The sequence below is a fragment of the Klebsiella sp. CTHL.F3a genome, from assembly GCF_019890895.1.
GTDB classification, from domain to species: Bacteria; Pseudomonadota; Gammaproteobacteria; order Enterobacterales; family Enterobacteriaceae; genus Klebsiella; species Klebsiella grimontii.
In genome coordinates this window covers 5,016,056-5,036,321 of sequence record NZ_CP082360.1, presented here as the reverse complement: position 1 = coordinate 5,036,321, position 20,266 = coordinate 5,016,056, and the positions used below count along the sequence as shown (strand labels likewise).

General features: G+C 52.7%; 16 protein-coding genes and 1 pseudogene. 6 read left to right on the top strand and 11 right to left on the bottom strand.

The genetic code is table 11. The features are described 5' to 3' along the window. Positions 1-4 precede the first annotated feature (4 nt). Entirely contained in the window at positions 5-1,660 is a 1,656-nt protein-coding gene (gene sgrR / locus K7H21_RS23605; RefSeq protein ID WP_049113167.1) for an HTH-type transcriptional regulator SgrR, read from the bottom strand. 87 nt (positions 1,661-1,747) lie between these two features. On the opposite strand from sgrR, the gene sgrT reads away from it, so the two are divergent. Continuing rightward, the gene (gene sgrT / locus K7H21_RS23600) at positions 1,748-1,900 is read left to right on the top strand and encodes a glucose uptake inhibitor SgrT (RefSeq protein WP_004128878.1); all 153 of its coding nucleotides are present in this window, start codon (positions 1,748-1,750) and stop codon (positions 1,898-1,900) included. Positions 1,901-2,131: 231 nt separating this feature from the next. Further along, on the top strand, positions 2,132-3,316 hold the full coding sequence (locus K7H21_RS23595) for a sugar efflux transporter (RefSeq protein ID WP_049123176.1): 1,185 nt from the start codon (positions 2,132-2,134) through the stop codon (positions 3,314-3,316). Between the two features lie 46 nt (positions 3,317-3,362). Here K7H21_RS23595 and K7H21_RS23590 read toward each other — a convergent pair. Next, positions 3,363-4,672, bottom strand: a pseudogene (locus tag K7H21_RS23590) (MFS transporter). Positions 4,673-4,886: 214 nt separating this feature from the next. On the opposite strand from K7H21_RS23590, the gene K7H21_RS23585 reads away from it, so the two are divergent. Continuing rightward, positions 4,887-5,783, top strand: a complete 897-nt coding sequence (locus tag K7H21_RS23585; protein WP_004128887.1) for a LysR family transcriptional regulator — start codon at positions 4,887-4,889, stop codon at positions 5,781-5,783. 38 nt (positions 5,784-5,821) lie between these two features. Here K7H21_RS23585 and aroD read toward each other — a convergent pair whose 3' ends face one another. From aroD to leuL, 9 genes are all read right to left on the bottom strand, one after another. Then, a complete protein-coding gene (aroD, locus tag K7H21_RS23580) occupies positions 5,822-6,577 on the bottom strand; it encodes a type I 3-dehydroquinate dehydratase (RefSeq protein ID WP_004128889.1) in 756 nt (251 codons plus the stop codon). Positions 6,578-6,610: 33 nt separating this feature from the next. Further along, positions 6,611-7,825 (bottom strand): MFS transporter, encoded by a 1,215-nt coding sequence (locus tag K7H21_RS23575; RefSeq protein WP_139529291.1) that lies wholly within the window; start codon positions 7,823-7,825, stop codon positions 6,611-6,613. Between the two features lie 11 nt (positions 7,826-7,836). Beyond that, entirely contained in the window at positions 7,837-8,700 is an 864-nt protein-coding gene (locus K7H21_RS23570) for a shikimate dehydrogenase (protein ID WP_004128908.1), read from the bottom strand. 10 nt (positions 8,701-8,710) lie between these two features. Continuing rightward, positions 8,711-10,744: an oxidoreductase gene (locus K7H21_RS23565; protein ID WP_004128911.1), complete on the bottom strand. Its 2,034-nt coding sequence runs from the start codon at positions 10,742-10,744 to the stop codon at positions 8,711-8,713. 405 nt (positions 10,745-11,149) lie between these two features. Next, positions 11,150-11,755: a 3-isopropylmalate dehydratase small subunit gene (gene leuD / locus K7H21_RS23560; protein WP_223035400.1), complete on the bottom strand. Its 606-nt coding sequence runs from the start codon at positions 11,753-11,755 to the stop codon at positions 11,150-11,152. Between the two features lie 10 nt (positions 11,756-11,765). Continuing rightward, positions 11,766-13,166, bottom strand: coding sequence for a 3-isopropylmalate dehydratase large subunit (gene leuC / locus K7H21_RS23555; protein ID WP_004128917.1), 1,401 nt, complete (start codon positions 13,164-13,166; stop codon positions 11,766-11,768). Positions 13,167-13,168: 2 nt separating this feature from the next. Continuing rightward, positions 13,169-14,260 (bottom strand): 3-isopropylmalate dehydrogenase, encoded by a 1,092-nt coding sequence (leuB, locus tag K7H21_RS23550; RefSeq protein ID WP_049114386.1) that lies wholly within the window; start codon positions 14,258-14,260, stop codon positions 13,169-13,171. Beyond that, a complete protein-coding gene (gene leuA / locus K7H21_RS23545) occupies positions 14,260-15,831 on the bottom strand; it encodes a 2-isopropylmalate synthase (RefSeq protein ID WP_049114385.1) in 1,572 nt (523 codons plus the stop codon). The genes leuB and leuA overlap by 1 nt, the downstream gene beginning before the upstream one ends. Positions 15,832-15,926: 95 nt before the next feature. After that, entirely contained in the window at positions 15,927-16,013 is an 87-nt protein-coding gene (gene leuL / locus K7H21_RS29420) for a leu operon leader peptide (RefSeq protein ID WP_009654551.1), read from the bottom strand. A gap of 602 nt (positions 16,014-16,615) precedes the next feature. Here leuL and leuO point away from each other — a divergent pair. The 3 genes from leuO (at position 16,616) to ilvN (ending at position 20,194) form a co-directional block, all read left to right on the top strand. Beyond that, positions 16,616-17,584, top strand: a complete 969-nt coding sequence (gene leuO / locus K7H21_RS23535) for a transcriptional regulator LeuO (RefSeq protein WP_087828464.1) — start codon at positions 16,616-16,618, stop codon at positions 17,582-17,584. 391 nt (positions 17,585-17,975) lie between these two features. Then, on the top strand, positions 17,976-19,700 hold the full coding sequence (gene ilvI / locus K7H21_RS23530) for an acetolactate synthase 3 large subunit (RefSeq protein WP_004128929.1): 1,725 nt from the start codon (positions 17,976-17,978) through the stop codon (positions 19,698-19,700). Positions 19,701-19,702: 2 nt separating this feature from the next. Continuing rightward, a complete protein-coding gene (gene ilvN, locus K7H21_RS23525; protein WP_004098573.1) occupies positions 19,703-20,194 on the top strand; it encodes an acetolactate synthase small subunit in 492 nt (163 codons plus the stop codon). Positions 20,195-20,266 lie beyond the last annotated feature (72 nt).

The window sequence follows — 20,266 nt, the reverse complement described above, 5'->3', positions numbered from 1 at the left end:
AGTATTACGGCTCCGGCGGCGCGAACCACGCGGATTTAAAGTCAAACCAGCCGAGCGTGTTCATGCGTACGCCGCGCATGCTGCGCTGTCCCTGGATCATCAGCCAGTGGTGAATGAGCGGCACTACGGTTTGATTGGCCAGCAGCTTCTGGCTCCAGGTGGCGGGGTTAAGCTCTCCCGCACGCCAGAGGCTTGCGTCCTCCTCCCAGTCGATGGGAATACAGTTGCGAATCAGCGGGACTTCATACAGCCAGGCAAACAGGGAAAAATCGATCGGCAGGGTAAAGTTGGCGCTGTTGAGCCACACGTCGCTGACCGCTTCACCGCGGTGCCACTCCTGGTATTCCAGTTCCTGAATTTCCAGCTTAACCTGATGCTCGGCCAGCAACGTCGCCATGATTCCGCCGATCACGCGATGTTCGACGTGGTCCTGGTAGTAGGTCAGCCTGACCGTTTCCAGGCCCGGCGGTTTTTCGCAGGCGTGGCTGCGCGCGTGATGCCAGCGGGGCAGCAGGCCATAGGCCGGGAACCAGTTACCCTGATAGTGCTCGCCGGCGTGGTAGAGCAGGCTGGCGGGCTGGAACAGATAACTCAGCCACTGGCGTACCGCCGCGTTGGCGCCGAGCGGGCTGCGGGCATCGAACAGCAGGTAATAACAACCTTCTTCCAGACGGCTTTCTACCGCTTTCTCGCTTTGCGTGGTGCCCTGTAACGTTAACCCGCCGTTGGGCTCTTCGCTGATTTCCGGCAGGACCCAGACGTTCACTTCATCGATTAGCGCCCGGTAGCCGAAATAGTCGTCAAAGGCGTGAATTTTGAGCTGATTCTGGTTATTGCGCACCACCGAGTAGGGCCCGGTGCCGACGGGGATGCTGGAGAAATTATCCATCGACTGCCACTCGTGCGGCAGGATCATGGCCGGAACCTGGCTTAACAACCACGGCAACCAGCGGTCAGGTTGGGCGAGATGAATATCGAGGGTCCAGGCAGTAGGGGAGTCGATGCGCTCGATATGTGAGAACAGCGGCAGGGCGTTGCTGCGCTGCAGGGAGGTGATGACATCCTCCATCTCCAGTTCGCGTCCATGATGAAAATGAATCCCCGGACGCAGGAAAAAGCGCCAGTGGGTCGGGGTGATCTGCTGCCAATGGTGAGCAATATCGGCCTCCAGTTCCCCATTTTCCTCATTTACCCGAGTGAGAGCGCTAAAAATCTGCCGGGCGATGTGGGTTTCCGAGCGGCGCAGCGCGCTGCCGGGCAGCAAATTTTTCATCGGCCGATAGTAGAGCACGCGCAGAATATGCCGTCCCTGACGAAAGCTGCGGCCCAAATGGGAAACCAGCATTTGTCGGACGGCGGCTTTATCGCCAACCAACTGCACCAGCTGATCGATTCTGTCCTGTTCCAGCAGGTCTTCCGCTCGCTGCTGCTGCAGCGCGAGGCCGGTATAGAGAAATGAGAGCTGGGAACGTTTGCCGCGTCCGGCTTCCGCCGCCCAGGTTAGCCAACCGCGCTCCTCCATCATGTTCAGTAAGGTTCGCATATGGCGGCGCGAGCAGCTCAGCATAGTGGCCAGATCGTTGAGCGTGGTCTCCTGCGACTTGCCGTCGCAGCACTGCCACAGGCGGATGAACTGCTGTTGTAAACGACCGGAAGACATAAAAGGGGAACTCCTGATAAAAACTCAGCAATTTATTACTCCCTATATTAAGGCAATAATCAACGTCGATGAAGCGAGGAGGTGGATATGATGAGGTCAACTGCAAAACAGTTCTACCAACGCTACTTTTCTGCGACGCAGGATGCGTCCTGGCTGGCCCGCCTGATGGCAGGAAGACAGCAGGAAATTCTCGGTGAACTGATGCAGTGGGGAGTTACGTCGCAGACCTCTGAACATTGACTTGCAGACATCATGTGTGACTGAGTATTGGTGTTATACTCGTCGTCTTTCAAGCTGCAGGTGCGTTGGCTGCGCCCGCTCGCCCAGGTCACATAGTTATCTATGTTCCCAGGGACTTACGTTCTGGCCGCCTGCCCGCAACTCGAAATCCATAGAGTATAGAATCACCCGCCAGCAGAAAACTTCTGCTGGCTTTTTTCGTTTTCTTCTTCGCGTGTTTAAGGATATTTCATGCTGTGGTTAATGACGATGGGGCGTCGGCTTAACGGCGTTTACGCCGCTTTTATGCTTGTCGCTTTCATGATGGGGATCGCAGGCGCGCTGCAGGCGCCGACGCTCAGCTTATTTCTTAGCCGCGAAGTCGGTGCGCAGCCTTTCTGGGTGGGGCTGTTCTATACCGTTAACGCCATTGCCGGGATTCTGGTCAGCCTGGCGCTGGCTAAACGCTCCGATAGTCGGGGCGATCGTCGACGGCTGATAATGTTTTGCTGCCTGATGGCGGTAGGAAACGCGCTGCTGTTTGCGTTCAATCGCCACTATCTGACGCTGATTACCTGCGGGGTTATGCTGGCCTCCGTGGCGAATGCCGCGATGCCGCAACTCTTCGCTCTGGCGCGGGAATATGCCGATAGCTCGGCGCGCGAAGTGGTGATGTTCAGTTCGATAATGCGCGCGCAGCTCTCGCTGGCGTGGGTCATTGGCCCACCGCTGGCGTTTATGCTGGCGCTGAATTATGGCTTCACCACCATGTTCTCCATTGCCGCCGGGATCTTTGTTATTAGCCTGGTGCTGATCGCTTTTAAGCTACCGTCGGTCGCCCGCGTTGAACAACCCTCGGAAGGGGCCGAAGTGTTGGTGCAGGCCGGAGGGTGGCACGATAAAAACGTACGGATGCTGTTTATCGCTTCCACGCTGATGTGGACCTGCAATACCATGTATATCATTGATATGCCTTTATGGATCAGCAGCGATCTTGGTCTTCCCGACAGCCTTGCTGGGATCCTGATGGGCACCGCAGCCGGGCTGGAGATCCCGGCGATGATTCTGGCGGGCTACTACGTTAAGCGCTGGGGCAAACGCAATATGATGGTGACGGCGGTTGCGGCGGGCGTGCTGTTTTATATTGGTCTGATTCTGTTTCACGACCGCGTTGCGCTGCTGATTTTACAGCTGTTTAATGCCGTCTTTATCGGCATTGTGGCCGGGATTGGCATGCTGTGGTTTCAGGATCTGATGCCAGGAAGGGCGGGGGCCGCGACGACGCTGTTTACCAACAGTATTTCCACCGGAGTCATTCTGGCCGGGGTCATTCAGGGGGCGCTGTCGCAAAGCTATGGGCACGCCAGCGTCTACTGGACGATTGCTGCGATTTCTCTGGTGACGCTGTTTATGACCAGCAGGGTGAAAGATATCTAAGCGTTTTCATTGCCCCGGTATCCTGCCGGGGCAATGTCTGGGGCGGTTATTTCAATTCAATTCTTTTTATATCGCCGATAATAAAAATATAAGCGATAACGCCAACCAGCGCGGTTAAACCGATATAAATCAGCGCGTAGAAAAAATTACCGGTCATGGATATGATGACCCCTATAATTAAAGGGGCAATAATTGATGCCATATTCGCACAGAAGTTAAAAATGCCACCGGTAAGCCCGGCCATATTTTTTGGGGCGATATCAGAGATAAGCGTCCAGCCCAGGCCAACCATCCCCTGACCAAAAAATGCGATCGACATAATAATAATCACTGCGGTATTGCTGTCGACCCAGTTTGCAAGGATGATGCTGCTCGAAAGTAGCAGCCCTGAAATAATCGGCAGCTTCCTGCTAATATTAACCGAACGGGTTTTCTTTAATATTCTATCGGATGTCCAGCCGCCGAAAAATATCCCGATAGCGGCGGCCAGGAACGGCCAGGAGGCGAAGAAACCCACGTGCAGCCACGGTAAGTGGCGCTCGTTGGCCAGATAAGTCGGGAACCATGTCAGGAAGAATACCAGCGTGGTGTTACCGGCAAATTGCCCAAGGCTAGCGCCAATGATTTGTCGGCAGCACAGTAAACGTTTCGCATCAGGCCAGTTGAAAGGGATGTTTTCATTGGCGGCAGCCGTATTTTCTACGCCGATATACTCCAGTTCTGCTTTATTTGCCGTTGTTGATTGATGCGGTTCGTGATAAAACCTCCACCATACAAAAGTAAACGCGATGCCCAGTCCGCCGGTCAGAATAAACAACGTTCGCCAGCCATGATGTTCAAGAATTAAAAAAAGTAGCGGGGAGAATGCGGCCAGACCAATATATTCACCGACGGTGTAAGTTGCCGTCGCGCGGGCGCGTTCATCTGGGGAAACCATTTACTGACGACTCGGCTATTAACCGGGAAGCAGGGGGCTTCGCTGATACCTAAGCCTAAACGCAGCAGCAGCAGAGACTTTAGCCCGACAGAAAAGCTTTGTAATAAGGTAAAGGTTGACCAGAAGAAAATAGAAAGCGCGTAGGTCAGTTTATTACCAAAGCGATCTAAAAACATCCCGCCAGGAATTTGTGCCAGCGCGTAGGTCCAGGCGAAAGCAGAAAAAACGATCCCCATCATCGCTGGGTCAATATGTATTTCGCTTGTTAACTTGGGAGCAACAATACCTAAAATAGTACGATCGAGATAATTTATCATCGTCCCTATCGATAGTAACATTAAAATTACAATTCGCGTTTTAGTTCGCTTCTGCGTGGCCGACGGCAAAATCGGCCGTCCCTGAGCATCGATCGTCCTCATAGTAATTTCCTTTAAAGTTTAAAATATTTTTGCATGTATTTATGCATGCAGAAATATTCTAATTAAGCATTGACTCTATCGATGAGAAGTCACGCTTTGCTACGTAAACAATATTTGATATAACTCCGGTATTTCTCCCTTTTGGCTCATCATAGATGGCTTGTATGGTATATTAGGTCATTAGTTTTATTCTTATATTATACGAGCAAAAATAATGAACCTAAAGCAACTTTATTATTTTAAGCGGCTGGCAGAAACCGAGCACTACACTGAAGCAGCCTCCAGCCTTTTTATCACTCAACCCTCGCTGAGCCATGCCATATCTGAACTGGAGAAAGAGCTGGGCGTGGCGCTATTCGCCAGGCAAGGGCGCAATATCAAGATTACGCAGAACGGTAAGCGATTTCTTCCCTACGTGGAAGATGCGCTGGCCTCGTTAGAAAATGGCCGCATGACGTTGCAAAAAAATAGCGCAGAGAACAAAGAGAATATACGCATTGCGTTTATTTATACCATGGGGGAGTATGTTGTTCCGCAGTTAATTAATAAGTATTCACTTTCACCATCTCGTCACAATGTGACATTTTCCTTTACGCAGGGTACGTCGTTAACGCTTCTGCAGGAACTCAAGGCCGGGAAAAGCGATCTGGCTATTTGTTCTTATATTGCAGATGAACCGGATATCGATTTTATTCCTATTATTCAGCAAGAATTAGTGGTGGTGACGGCGAAAGATCATCCTCTGGCCAGACTCTATGAAAATGAAGTCGACCTGGTGGAGACAATCCACTATCCCTATATCTATTTTTCGGAAAATAGCGGTCTTCGCCCTTTTATTGATAACGTGTTTATGCAGCAAAAGCTGGTCCCGGATATTGCCTGCTACGTTGATGAGGATACGGCGATGGCGGGGCTGGTCAGTATTGATTATGGGATTGCGATTATGCCGCGAATTTCCGCACTCTCGTATTACAACGTGCATATCATGACGATCAAAAATGCGATTCCACCACGTTATATCTACCTGGCAACGATGAAAGAACGGGTACTTTCTCCCGCTATTCAGTCATTTAAAGATGTCATTATTAATGACAGCCAAAAAATCCGCTAGCAACATCGCCCGGAGGGTGACCCCCGGGCGATGTTTTATCAGGAAAGAATATCCATCAGTTCACGCAGTTGGGTAATGGCGATTTGCCCTGGCGCAGAAGCCTGGCCGACGGTACCGAAGGTCATTGCTGAACCGAACAAACGGCCGGTTACCCGGCTCACGCCGCCGGATTTACCCATCGACATGGTGATTAACGGCCGAGTCGCGTACTTCTCTTTCATCGTCAGGGTTGCCGAGAGCAGGGTCAGGACATCCTGCGGCGACTGCGGCATGACCGCGATCTTCGGCAGATCGGCGCCAAGATCCTGCATGCGGCGCAGGCGGTAGATGATATCTTCCTGAGCCGGCGTTTTATGGAAATCATGATTGCTCATGATAACTTTGACGCCCGCAGCGTGGGCATCGCTCACCAGCGAGCGAATTTGCGCTTCGTCGTTGAACAGCTCGATATCAATCACGTCGGTCAGACCGCTAACGGCCGCCCGGCGATTTAGCTCAAAGTAGGCTTCATCGCTGATTTCCGTTTCGCCCCCCTCTTTTTTGCTGCGGAAGGTAAACAGCAGAGGCATCTCTTTCAGCAACTGGCGAATTTCGCCCAGCGCCAGCAGAACCTGCTCAGTTTCTCTGACCTGGGTGAAGTGATCGACGCGCCATTCGATAATATCGGCTCCGGCGGTAGCCAGCTCGCGTGCGTTAGTCTGCAGTTCGGCAAGCGTTTTGCCGATCAGCGGTACGCAGATTAAGGTTTCCCCTTCCTGGAAGGTGATGTTTTTTACTGTTATTGCTTGAGTCATGTTGGTATCCATTATTCTTTTTGTCATTGACCATCAGGCGGTTGCTGCAACATGGGATGTTCTTGCAGCGGCGCGAACCTGAAGCTGACGATAACCGATGTACAGGGCGATCACAAAGCCGACGATAGCGATCAGAAGATCAAACCACATAATGCTGGCGATACCCATCTTCGACAGTTTTGCGGTGATCAACGGGATCGTAAAGCTGGCCAGACTGCCTGCGGTATAAAAGATCCCGGTGGCTTTGCCTTTCCCGTTCGGGAAGCTCATGGCCATAATGGTCGCGCCTATCTGCAGTACGCCGCCGGCGGCGGAGAAACCGATGATAAAGGCGAAGCCGGTAACTACCATTGGCGTCGGGAACAGGCAAACGATCAGCAATGAAATCATCGACAGGAAGGTGTAGACGATCATGGCGACGGCTGAACTAAATACCTCTTTAACAAAGGCGGCGGTGACGAATACGCACGTCAGGGAACCCGCAGTATAGACGCTCAGCAGTTTAATGGCTGACTCATGCGGGATACCGGCAACGAACTCGCCGTACTGCGCTAGCCACTGGCTGACCAGATAAAACGTCGCCATACCGATATAGCCGTACAGGGTAAAGATAACCATATCCAGTTTGCTGGAGTCCGCCTGTGGGGCAGCGGCGGCGGCCGACGATTTTTCTGCGCTCTCTTTTTTCGCCCGATGGTCCGGGAACGGCATTTTTATCAGGTAGATAGCGCTCAGGAGCATCAATGCCGCGGCAATAATAAACGACCATCCGTACCACATATTCGCCCAAATCAGCAGGCTGATAATGAACGGCAGCAGGAACTGTCCGGCAGAGACGAAGGCTTTGATCAGCACATTTGCCCGGCTGGCGGAGTTAGGGAAAGACTCCATCAACGCCGGATAGGTTCCGGAATCGAGGAAGCTGTTTGCCAGACCGGCCATAATGCCGAAGAAGTAGGCCATATAAATGTTTTTCGTCAGTAAAATACCGAGGAAAAACACCAGATAGCTGGCGATGCCGAGATAGATAAAAGGTTTACGGCCAAAACGGTCGGACAGGAATCCTGTGACGATCGTGGCGAGCTTACCGATCCCGAGCGACGAAATGACGATGGAGACGCCGGCAGCGTCGGTTCCCCATTGCGTCTGTAAATTCGCCATATTGAGGGTAATTAATAATACCCCCATGCCATGGATCAGGTAGTTAAGATAGAGCCCAGCTGCCGTTGGGACATATGGATTTTTCATCGCGCCCATCCTTAGAACAGGATACTTTTGATGTGTTCAACCGGCATTTCTTTGCCTGTCCAGATTTCAAAAGCGCGCGCGCCTTGCCAGAGCATCATCCCCAGACCGTTGATGGTGCGGCAGCCTTTTTTCTCGGCCACTTCCAGCAGATAGGTTTTGCGCGGGTTATAGACCACGTCAGATACGATCAGGTCCGGGCGCAGGAAGCTGTCGTCAGGCAGCAGCATCTGGCCTTCAAACGGTTTCATGCCAACACCGGTCGCATTAGTAAGAATGACGCTGCTGTCGATCTCGGCGCGCAGTTTGTCATGATCGTCCAGATCAAACAGGTGGATCGCGCAGTTGGTATTGTTACGGATTTTAGCGACGGTCTGTTCTGCGTTGGCGAAGAACTTATCTTTGCGGTTGAAGATGGAGATCTCTTTGACGCCGTCCAGCGCGGCCTGGACGCAGAGCGCGGTTGCTGCTCCGCCGGCGCCCAGCACGGTCATTTTTTTGCCGATAATGTCGATGCCCGCTTCTTTAAGAGCGCGCATATATCCGGTGCCATCGGTGATATGGCCGGTCAGTACGCCATTGTCGTTCACCACGGTATTCACCGCGCCAACCAGCTCTGCAGCCGGAGAGAGTTTGTCCAGATACTGGCAAATCTCCGTTTTGTTCGGCATCGAGACGTTACAGCCGCGCAGTTTTAACGCGCGAAAGCCCTGTACCACGTCTTTCAGCTCTTCGTTACCGACTTCGAACGCCAGGTAAACATAGTCCAGCCCCAGATGAGCAAAAGCTTCGTTATGCATGGTTGGCGACATGCTGTGACGAATCGGGGTCGCAATCAGGCCAATCAGCTCGGTATGTCCGGTAATACGTTCTGCCATGATAAAATCCTCAATATGTTAGAAATGGAATTTTTGTCGATTCGCGGTTGCCGAGAGCCCCCATATCTTCGAGGGTATCCAGCACGTTGCGCCCTTCGCGCACGCCATCAATAATTCGCCGGGCCATCAGGCTGTCGCCGATGTTCATTATTTTTACGTTATTGGCTCTGGCCCATTGCTCAATCTCATTGAGACCGGCGGTGTTGGCGCGCATTCCCAGACAGACGAAGCCGTAATCAAAAGGAATGTTGAAGGCGCCATCCGCATTTTTAACGGTGAAATGCGTTGGGGTGACGGCAACCAGCTGCGTACGCATGTGCTGTTCCACGTGATGTTCATCGAGCATGGTCAACATGGCATTTTTAGTAATGATGTCCAGGTCGCGTCCCGGCGCGTCCTGCATCTCGATAAGCACGGCGCTGGCACCGCGCGCGGAGAAGTATTCAATAACGTCCAGACCCACGGCGCCCGCGCCGACGACGGCGATGCGTTTACCCGTGGCATCGGCAAACTGGTCCAGATGATGAATCATGTTGGTAATGGAGAAGACGTTGCCGCCTTCGACATCGATGTTCTCGCGCAGCCCTTCAATCGGCGGCAGCAGGGGAACTGAGCCGGTGGCGTTGACGATTAAATTCGGGCGCAAAGCGGAAACGGACGCCACGGTGGCGCGCTTGCCGACCTGAAGCATCAGGTTATCGAGGGAGGCGATACGGTTTTTCATAAACTGCGGAAAATCAGCGATACGCTTTTTCTCCGGCAGCAGGGAGATCTCGCTGGCCAGCCCGCCGATGCTGTGTTTCTCTTCCAGCAGCCAGGTATGGCAGCCGACTTCAGCTGCGGTGCAGGCGGCTTCCATTCCCGCCGTACCCGCGCCGATAACCACAACGTTGGTATCACGGATCACGCGCTGCTGTTTGTAAGCGTCGCCGTGGATGATGTCCGGGTTGATCGAACAGCGCAGAGGGCGCGAGCGGGCAATGCGGTGATCCGCGCAGCCAATGTTGCAGGAGATGCATTTCCGCATCAAACGTTCGTTACCGCTCTGAACTTTTTGCACCCACTCCGGCTCGGCGATCAGTCCGCGACCGATGGCAATCAGGTCGGCATCGCCGCTGGCGATAATATCTTCTGCGACTTTCGGGGTACGGATGTTGCCGGCAATCACCGTGGGTTTGTGGAACTTGTCACGTACCGCGCGGGAGAGGTAGCGCTTCCAGCCATCTTCCAGAGACATCTGGTCAATCTGGAAATTCAGGTTGTCGTTTTGCGCCGCGGAGACGTTGATAATATCCACTTTTTCCTGGCACAGTTCGAGGATCCGCAGTGAATCTTCGAGCGTATTCCCGCCCTCCAGGAAATCATCGGCGCTAATACGCAGGCTGACCGGGAAACGCGGACCTACGCAGGCGCGTACCTTATCGACGATTAAGGTTAATACTCTGGCGCGATTCTCTACGCTACCGCCAAATTCATCGGTGCGCTTATTAAACAGCGGTGATAAAAACTGGCTAATTAAATAAGAGTGGCCGGCGTGAATTTCCACGCAGTCGAATCCCGCGCGGCGTACGCGTTCCGCGGCATCACCAAATTTATCGACGGCATGATAAATCTCGTCGTGCGTCATCGGGCGGGGAATATTACCGTTCTTTTTGGATGGGGTGCTTGAAGAAGAAAGCGGCATTTCACCGTTCAGGCGATACGCATAGGCCGACGCGCCAGCGTGGTTTAATTGAATACTGACGCAGGCGCCGTGTTTATGTAAGGTTTCGGTTAATTTGAACAGGCGCGGAATATATTGATCGTTATCGATACGCAGCTGCGTTGTGCCGTTAGAGGCGAAAGGAAAATCGATACAAATATTCTCGATAGTGATGAGTCCTGTGCCGCCCCGCGCCCGTAGCTCATAGTAGTCAATCTGTTCCTGGGTGACTTCACCGTTCAGACTCGCCAGGTTGGTCCCCATTGGCGGCATGATGATGCGGTTTTTTATTGTCATCCCGTTAATGGTCAACGGGGAAAAAAGATGGGGATAGTGGCTCATATGCTCTCTCCACTGGATGCCCGATGGCCGCGATACGGCGATTCTGGCCTGTCCAAAGTTAATATTTCTCTGTGGGGAAAGATAACGAGGCGTTTAATAGAAAAATAATGCTTTTTTTTGCGCGGAGCTATAGCGGGATTCTATGGGATTAACAATCAATTTACATATTCATGGTTTTATCTTAAATATTTCAATCGATTTTTTACTTGTACTTGTGGAATGACACAAAAAGAGTGGGGGAATGATTGAATAGATGCCCAATTGATAATGATTTATATTTTTTACGGATAAAAATTTGTTCTGACAGGGCGACCAAAAATGATATATGTGCGCCAGATCTCATTTTTGCCCGATGAAAAAAAGCCCGAAGCGAAGTTCGGGCTGGGTTATTAGCTGCGGTTCGCCTTAATTCATAAAGGCCGGTAGTTTTTGCTCATAGGCTGAAATAGCTTCTTCGTGCTGCAGAGTCAGGCCGATGCTGTCCAGGCCGTTAAGCATGCAGTGACGGCGGAAAGCGTCAATTTTAAAGCTGTAGGATTTATCGCCAGCTTTGACCACCCCGGCTTCCAGATCGACTTCAAATTTAATGCCGGGCCGAGAGTGGACCAGATTAAACAGCTCATCGACCTGCGCTTCGCTCAGCGTGACCGGCAGCAGCTGATTGTTAAAGCTGTTGCCGTAGAAGATATCGGCGAAGCTGGGGGCGATAACGACTTTAAAGCCGTTATCGGTCAGCGCCCACGGCGCGTGCTCGCGCGAAGAGCCGCAGCCGAAGTTTTCCCGCGCCAGCAGGATAGAGGCGCCTTTATACTCCGGGAAGTTCAGCACGAATTCCGGATTAGGCTGTTCGCCTTTATCGTCCAGGAAGCGCCAGTCGTTAAACAGATGGGCGCCAAAACCGGTACGCGTAACTTTCTGCAGAAACTGCTTTGGAATGATTGCATCGGTATCGACGTTCGCGGCGTCCAGCGGAACCACCAGGCCGGTATGTTGGGTAAATTTCTCTGCCATGATGGTTTCCTTATTTCAAGCTACGGATATCGGCGAAATGACCGGTCACGGCCGCCGCGGCTGCCATTGCCGGACTAACCAGGTGAGTGCGTCCGCCGCGGCCCTGACGGCCTTCAAAGTTACGATTGCTGGTGGAGGCGCAGCGCTCGCCCGGATTAAGACGGTCGTTGTTCATCGCCAGGCACATGGAGCAGCCGGGTAAACGCCACTCAAAACCGGCTTCAATAAAGATTTTATCCAGGCCTTCTGCTTCAGCCTGCGCTTTCACCGGACCGGAACCCGGTACGACCAGCGCCTGAACGCCCGGCGCGACTTTGCGGCCTTTAGCGATCTCGGCCGCCGCGCGTAAGTCTTCGATACGTGAGTTGGTGCAGGAACCGATAAAGACTTTATCAATGGCGACTTCGGTTAACGGCACGCCAGATTTCAGCCCCATATAGGCCAGCGCTTTCTCGGCGCTCGCGCGTTCTACCGGGTCGGAGAATGAGGCCGGATCCGGAATGATGTCGGTAACGGAGATCACCTGGCCTGGGTTAGTGCCCCAGGTGACCTGCGGGGCAATCTCTTCCGCCTGCAGGGTGACAACGCTGTCAAACGTCGCGCCATCGTCGGTGGTCAGGGTTTTCCAGTAAGCGACGGCGTCGGCAAAATCTTCGCCTTTCGGCGCGTGCAGACGGCCTTTGACGTAATCAAATGTGGTCTGGTCCGGCGCCACCAGGCCCGCTTTAGCCCCCATTTCGATAGCCATATTACACAGGGTCATACGGCCTTCCATGCTTAAATCGCGAATGGCTTCACCGCAGAACTCCACGACGTGACCGGTCCCGCCAGCGCTGCCGGTTTTACCGATAATCGCCAGGACGATATCTTTGGCAGTGATACCCGGCGCGGCTTTGCCTTTGACTTCGATCTTCATGGTTTTAGCGCGACCCTGCTTCAGGGTCTGTGTCGCCAGAACGTGCTCGACTTCAGAGGTGCCTATACCGAAGGCCAGCGCGCCGAATGCGCCATGGGTTGCCGTGTGGGAGTCCCCGCAGACGATGGTCATACCCGGCAGGGTGACGCCCTGTTCCGGCCCCATCACGTGGACGATCCCCTGGAAAGGGTGGTTCAGGTCATACAGCTCAACGCCGAACTCTTTGCAGTTTTTAATTAACTCCTGCATCTGGATACGCGCCATCTCGCCGGACGCATTGATGTCTTTCGTCTGCGTCGAAACGTTGTGATCCATCGTGGCGAAGGTTTTACCCGGCTGACGCACCGGGCGTTTATGCGCGCGCAGGCCGTCAAACGCCTGCGGCGAGGTCACTTCGTGAACCAGATGACGGTCAATGTACAGCAGCGGGGTTTCGTTTTGCGCTTCATAAACTACGTGAGCATCAAACAACTTTTCGTATAACGTCTTCGCCATGATTACACCCCTTCAGCGACATAGCGGGCAATGATATCGCCCATTTCATCGGTACTGACCGCCGCCGCGCCGCGCGCTAAATCGCCGGTACGCACGCCTTCTTCTAAGGCACGGTTGATCGCATTTTCAATCGCTGTTGCCGCGCTATCGGCATCCAGGCTGTAGCGCAGCAGCAGCGCCAGCGAGAGGATCTGCGCGATCGGGTTAGCGATGTTCTTACCGGCGATGTCCGGCGCGGAGCCGCCCGCGGGCTCATATAAGCCGAAGCCCTGCTCGTTGAGGCTGGCGGACGGCAGCATCCCCATTGAACCGGTGATCATGGCGCATTCGTCAGACAGAATGTCGCCGAAAAGGTTGGAACACAGCAGAACGTCGAACTGGGACGGATCTTTAATCAGCTGCATGGTGGCGTTGTCGATATACATATGCGACAGCTCAACGTCAGGATACTGTTTGCTGATTTCGCTGACGATTTCACGCCACAGAATAGAAGACTGCAGCACGTTTGCTTTATCAATTGAGGTCACTTTGTGGCGACGCTTGCGGGCGGACTCGAAGGCGATATGGGCGATACGCTCAATCTCAAAGCGATGATACACCTCGGTATCAAACGCTTTCTCGTGCTGGCCGCTGCCTTCGCGGCCTTTCGGCTGGCCGAAGTAGATGCCGCCCGTCAGCTCGCGGACGCATAAAATATCAAAGCCGTTGGCGGCGATATCGGCGCGCAGTGGACAGAATTCTTCCAGACCCTGGTACAGCTTAGCCGGACGCAGGTTGCTGAATAATTTGAAGTGCTTACGCAGAGGCAGCAGCGCTCCGCGCTCCGGCTGTTCCGCGGGCGGCAGATGCTCCCATTTCGGCCCGCCAACGGAGCCGAACAGAATCGCGTCGGCCTGCTCGCAGCCTTCGACGGTAGTCTGCGGCAGCGGGGTGCCCTGACGGTCAATGGCGATACCGCCCACGTCATGCTGGCTGGTGGTAATGCTCATATCAAAACGGTGGCGAACGGCTTCCAGTACTTTCATCGCCTGGTTCATCACTTCCGGGCCAATACCATCACCTGGTAAAACAGCAATATGGTAATTCTTCGACATTACACGGTTTCCTTATTGTTCTCTTTATTCTGAGCTTTGCGTTGCAACTCTTTTTCGACTTCAGCGGCGCGCCAGATGTTGTTCAGGACGTGAACCATGGCTTTCGCGGACGATTCCACGATATCCGTCGCCAGACCAACGCCGTGGAAACGGCGGCCGTTGTAATTAGCCACGATGTCAACCTGACCCAGCGCGTCTTTACCCTGGCCTTTAGCATTCAGGTCATATTTAACCAGCTCAATCTCATAGCCGGTGATGCGGTTAATGGCTTGATAAATGGCGTCCACCGGTCCGTTACCGTTGGCGGCCTCAGACTTTGTCTCATCGCCGCAGGCCAGCTTCACGGACGCGGTTGCTATATCGCTGGAACCGGACTGCACGCTGAAGTAATCGAGGCGGAAATGCTCCGGTTCTTCCTGCTGTTTGTTAATGAAAGCTAACGCCTCCAGGTCATAGTCAAACACCTGGCCCTTCTTATCCGCCAGCTTCAGGAACGCATCATACAAATGGTCCATGTTGTAGTCGGTTTCTTTATAGCCCATCTCTTCCATACGATGTTTCACCGCAGCGCGACCGGAGCGGGAAGTCAGGTTCAGCTGTACCTGGTTCAGCCCGATAGATTCCGGCGTCATGATTTCGTAGTTTTCGCGATTCTTCAGCACGCCGTCCTGGTGAATACCGGAAGAGTGGGCAAAAGCGCCGGTTCCGACGATAGCTTTGTTGGCAGGGATCGGCATATTGCAGATCTGGCTCACGGTCTGGCTGGTACGCCAGATTTCCTGGTGATTAATGCGGGTGTGCACATTCATAATGTCTTTGCGCACTTTGATGGCCATGATCACCTCTTCCAGCGAGCAGTTACCGGCGCGTTCGCCGATACCGTTCATCGCACCTTCCACCTGACGAGCGCCTGCGTGGACCGCTGCGAGGGCGTTACCGACCGCGATACCCAGGTCGTCATGGGTATGGACGGAGATAATGGCTTTGTCGATATTGGGGACGTGTTCGTACAGACCGGTGATAATGTTGGCGAATTCGAAAGGCATGGTGTAGCCAACGGTATCCGGAATATTGATGGTCGTTGCGCCTGCATTAATGGCGGCTTCAACGACGCGAGCCAGATCGGCGATCGGCGTACGGCCAGCGTCTTCACAGGAAAACTCGACATCGTCAGTGTAGTTACGTGCGCGTTTCACCATATAGATCGCCCGTTCGATAACCTCGTCCAGGTTACTGCGCAGCTTGGTCGCGATATGCATCGGAGAGGTGGCAATAAAGGTGTGAATACGGAACGCCTCTGCGACTTTTAATGATTCCGCCGCGACGTCGATATCTTTTTCTACGCAGCGGGCCAGCGCGCAAACGCGGCTGTTTTTGATTGTGCGCGCAATGGTTTGTACGGACTCAAAGTCGCCAGGGGATGAGACAGGAAAACCAACTTCCATCACGTCAACGCCCATCCGCTCAAGGGCCATAGCAATCTGCAGTTTTTCTTTCACGCTCAGGCTGGCTTGTAACGCTTGTTCACCGTCGCGTAAGGTCGTATCGAAAATAATGACTTGCTGGCTCATGGTTTAGATCCTTGTTCTCTGTCCGGGCGCCTTGCTTGCGAGCATAAAAAAACCCGCGCATTGGCGCGGGTTTTATAGTCTTGCTGGAAGATGACTTAACGATGAACGTCGCCCAACAGCCTACCGCGCAAAATGGATGCGTTTAGTAGTAGTAGGCTGAGAAAGCGAATGCTGCGAATCATTGCGTCATGCTCCAGATGAAATCGTTATGCTTTTAGAGTTACTGGATATGGGGTTTGATGTCAACCCTTGGGTGAAGAAAAGGCCTTTTTACCTGAGAGATGAATTAGCTAATTGTGCTGACAATCGCGCTTTTTTACCGATGATCTTTTTTAGGGTGCCGCGGCATGTTGAGATAATTTCACCATTTGATAATTTTTATTTTCGCTGAAAGCCACAAGGATAGGGCGCTTGGCTGGAATCATATCTTAATGAAATGGCTGGGATTATTTGTTTGCTGAATGCGTCCAAGTTTGTAAGGGGGAATTATCAATGATAATGAAATGTGAATGTTAAGGGCAGCTTAAATCGATATTGTAATAGTGCTTAAATTATAATTAATCGCTGCTGTTATTGTTTATTTTTAATATTTATGGGTACACTTGGTTTTATCAAGTAAACAATATATTTAGGGGGTTGCGGGTCCGTTCGGCTGCAGATTTTTCGTCGCCACTCATAACCTTGATATATTCCTAAAATTCATCTTTGCTCTTTTGCAAATGTCATATGCATGATAAATGATATTTCAGAATTAATTACTGCACTTTGGCAAAGGGAATTTAGCGTGACAGTGGAGTTAAATATGTTAAAAGAAGATACTGAATATAAACCAACCTCTGAGGTAGAAAACACCAAACCTCAGCTGCGGATGGTCGACCTCAATCTGCTAACCGTATTCGATGCGGTCATGCAGGAACAAAATATCACTCGTGCGGCACATTCCCTGGGAATGTCGCAGCCGGCGGTCAGCAATGCCGTATCAAGACTGAAAGTGATGTTTAATGATGAGCTGTTTGTTCGTTATGGACGCGGCATCCAGCCAACGGCACGTGCTTATCAGCTTTTTGGTTCTGTGCGGCAGGCATTGCAATTAGTGCAGAACGAATTGCCGGGCTCGGGCTTTGAGCCGCTTAGCAGCGAGCGGGTGTTTAATTTATGCGTTTGCAGCCCGCTGGATAACGCATTGACTTCGGTTATTTTCAATAAAGTTGGTGAGATTGCGCCCAACATTCATTTGGTCTTTAAATCGGCATTGAATCAAAACACGGAACATCAATTACGTTATCAGGAAATTGAATTCGTTATTGGCTATGAAGAGTTTCGTCGCCCTGAGTTTGCCTGCGTGCCTTTATTTAAAGATGAAATGGTGCTGGTGGCGAGCCGGAAACATCCGCGTATTTCTGGCCCAATGATGGAAAATGATATTTATCAGGAGGAGCACGCGGTTGTCGCTCTCGATCGATACGCTTCATTTAGCCAGCCATGGTATGACACTGCGGATAAACAATCGCGTATTGCTTATCAGGGGAACGCGATGGTTAGCGTATTAAATGTGGTTTCCCAGACCAACATGGTTGCTATCGCGCCACGCTGGTTAGCCAGCGAGTTTGCCGATAAGCTGGATTTGCAAATATTACCTTTGCCGCTGAAAGTGAATAGCCGTACCTGCTATCTTTCCTGGCATGAAGCGGCAGGCCGCGATAAAGGCCATCAGTGGATGGAAGAATTGCTGGTCAATATCTGCCAGCGATAAACGGTCGCAATACAAACGGGGGCTTCGGCTCCTGCTTTGTGTGACAAAAATCACTAAACATAGAATTTTATTCTGTTTGCGATTGTCCGCTCCCGGCGCTGTCCGTTAAAAAATGGATGATTTGCTGTAGTTGGTTATTTTCCCCGAGTATTGACTATCATATTTTCTTATCTCCGAAGTTTTTCACCGTGTTTTACCTGCGAACCTTTCTTTTATCCTTTTAATGCCTCTTATGTGCCGACGGTCGCCAATTGCCTGCCCGTTAGCGAGCAGTTATGGTAACGCCATGCAGTCTATTCACCTCACTACGAAGCCATTGCGCTTCGTCTTGTGCGAGCGCGCGGAAATCGGATTCCGCTGTCGTTAAAAACAATAAGCCGGGAGGCAAACCATGGAGATGTTGTCAGGAGCCGAGATGGTCGTCCAGTCGCTGGTCGATCAGGGCGTCAAGCAGGTATTCGGTTATCCCGGGGGCGCTGTCCTCGATATTTATGATGCGTTACACACCCTGGGCGGTATCGATCACGTTCTGGTCCGCCATGAGCAAGCTGCCGTTCACATGGCGGATGGCCTTGCCCGCGCAACCGGCGAAGTTGGAGTGGTGCTGGTCACCTCCGGTCCGGGGGCGACTAACGCGATAACCGGTATTGCGACGGCTTATATGGATTCCATTCCGTTGGTGATTCTTTCCGGTCAGGTCGCGACCTCCTTAATCGGCTACGATGCGTTCCAGGAATGCGACATGGTGGGTATCTCCCGACCGGTGGTCAAACACAGCTTCCTGGTTAAGCAAACCGAAGATATTCCTGGCGTGCTGAAAAAAGCCTTTTGGCTGGCGGCCAGCGGGCGTCCCGGCCCGGTTGTCGTCGATTTACCGAAAGATATCCTCAATCCGGCCAAAAAGCTGCCGTACGTTTGGCCGGATACGGTTAGCATGCGCTCGTATAACCCGACAACGTCGGGCCATAAAGGGCAAATTAAACGCGCGTTACAGACGCTGGTTTCGGCAAAAAAACCGGTGGTTTATGTCGGCGGCGGGGCGATTAACGCCCAATGTGAACCGCAGCTGTATACACTGGTTGAGAAGCTGAAGCTGCCGGTGGCGTCTTCGCTGATGGGGCTCGGCGCCTTTCCGGCATCGCACCAGCAGGCGCTGGGGATGCTGGGCATGCATGGCACTTATGAAGCCAACATGACCATGCACAATTCCGACGTGATTTTCGCCGTTGGCGTGCGCTTCGACGATCGTACGACGAATAATCTGGCCAGGTACTGTCCGAACGCGACGGTACTGCATATCGATATCGATCCCACTTCAATATCTAAGACGGTGCCTGCCGACGTGCCTATCGTTGGCGACGCCCGCCTGGTGCTGGAACAGATGCTGGAGCTGCTCGAACACGAGGAGACCCAGCAGCCGCTGGATGAAATCCGTGACTGGTGGCAGCAGATTGAACAGTGGCGCGCGCGTCACTGCCTGCAATACGACACGCAAAGCGGCAAGATTAAACCGCAGGCGGTAATTGAAACCATCTGGCGGCTGACTCACGGCGATGCGTACGTGACGTCAGATGTTGGTCAGCATCAGATGTTCGCGGCGCTTTATTATCCTTTCGACAAACCGCGGCGTTGGATTAACTCTGGTGGTCTGGGGACCATGGGATTTGGTCTTCCTGCCGCGCTGGGCGTGAAGATGGCGCTGCCGGAAGAAACGGTGATTTGCGTGACCGGCGACGGCAGTATCCAGATGAATATTCAGGAGCTTTCTACCGCGCTGCAGTACGAGCTGCCGGTACTGGTGCTGAACCTTAATAACCGCTATCTCGGGATGGTGAAGCAGTGGCAGGATATGCTCTATTCTGGCCGTCATTCGCAGTCCTATATGGAGTCATTGCCCGATTTTGCTCGCGTAGCGGAAGCCTACGGCCATGTGGGAATTCGTATTAGCGACCCGCAGGAGCTGGAAGCGAAGCTAGCCGAGGCGCTGGAGCAGGTGCGTAACAATCGACTGGTTTTTGTCGATGTCACGGTTGACGGCAGTGAGCATGTATACCCCATGCAGATTCGTGGCGGCGGTATGGACGAGATGTGGCTGAGCAAAACGGAGAGGACCTGATTATGCGCCGGATATTATCAGTATTACTGGAGAACGAATCGGGCGCTTTATCCCGCGTGATCGGCCTCTTTTCACAGCGCGGTTATAATATTGAAAGCCTGACGGTAGCGCCGACGGACGATCCGACGTTATCCAGAATGACGATTCAGACCGTTGGCGATGAGAAAGCGATTGAGCAGATAGAAAAGCAGCTGCACAAGCTGGTGGACGTGCTGCGCGTTAACGAACTCGGGCAAGGCGCGCACGTAGAGCGCGAGATTATGCTGGTGAAGGTCCAGGCCAGCGGCTATGGGCGCGATGAGGTAAAGCGCAATACGGAAATCTTCCGCGGGCAAATTATCGACGTCACGCCGTCTATCTATACCGTTCAATTGGCGGGAACTAGCGACAAGCTGGATGCGTTTTTAGCGTCGCTGCGCGATGTGGCCCGTATTGTTGAGGTTGCCCGCTCCGGCGTTGTCGGATTGTCGCGCGGCGACAAAATCATGCGCTGAGCAGCGCAAACTGACGTAAAAATAGCCCGACACCCCCTGTCGGGCTATTTTTTTGCGAAATCGGTGGGAACT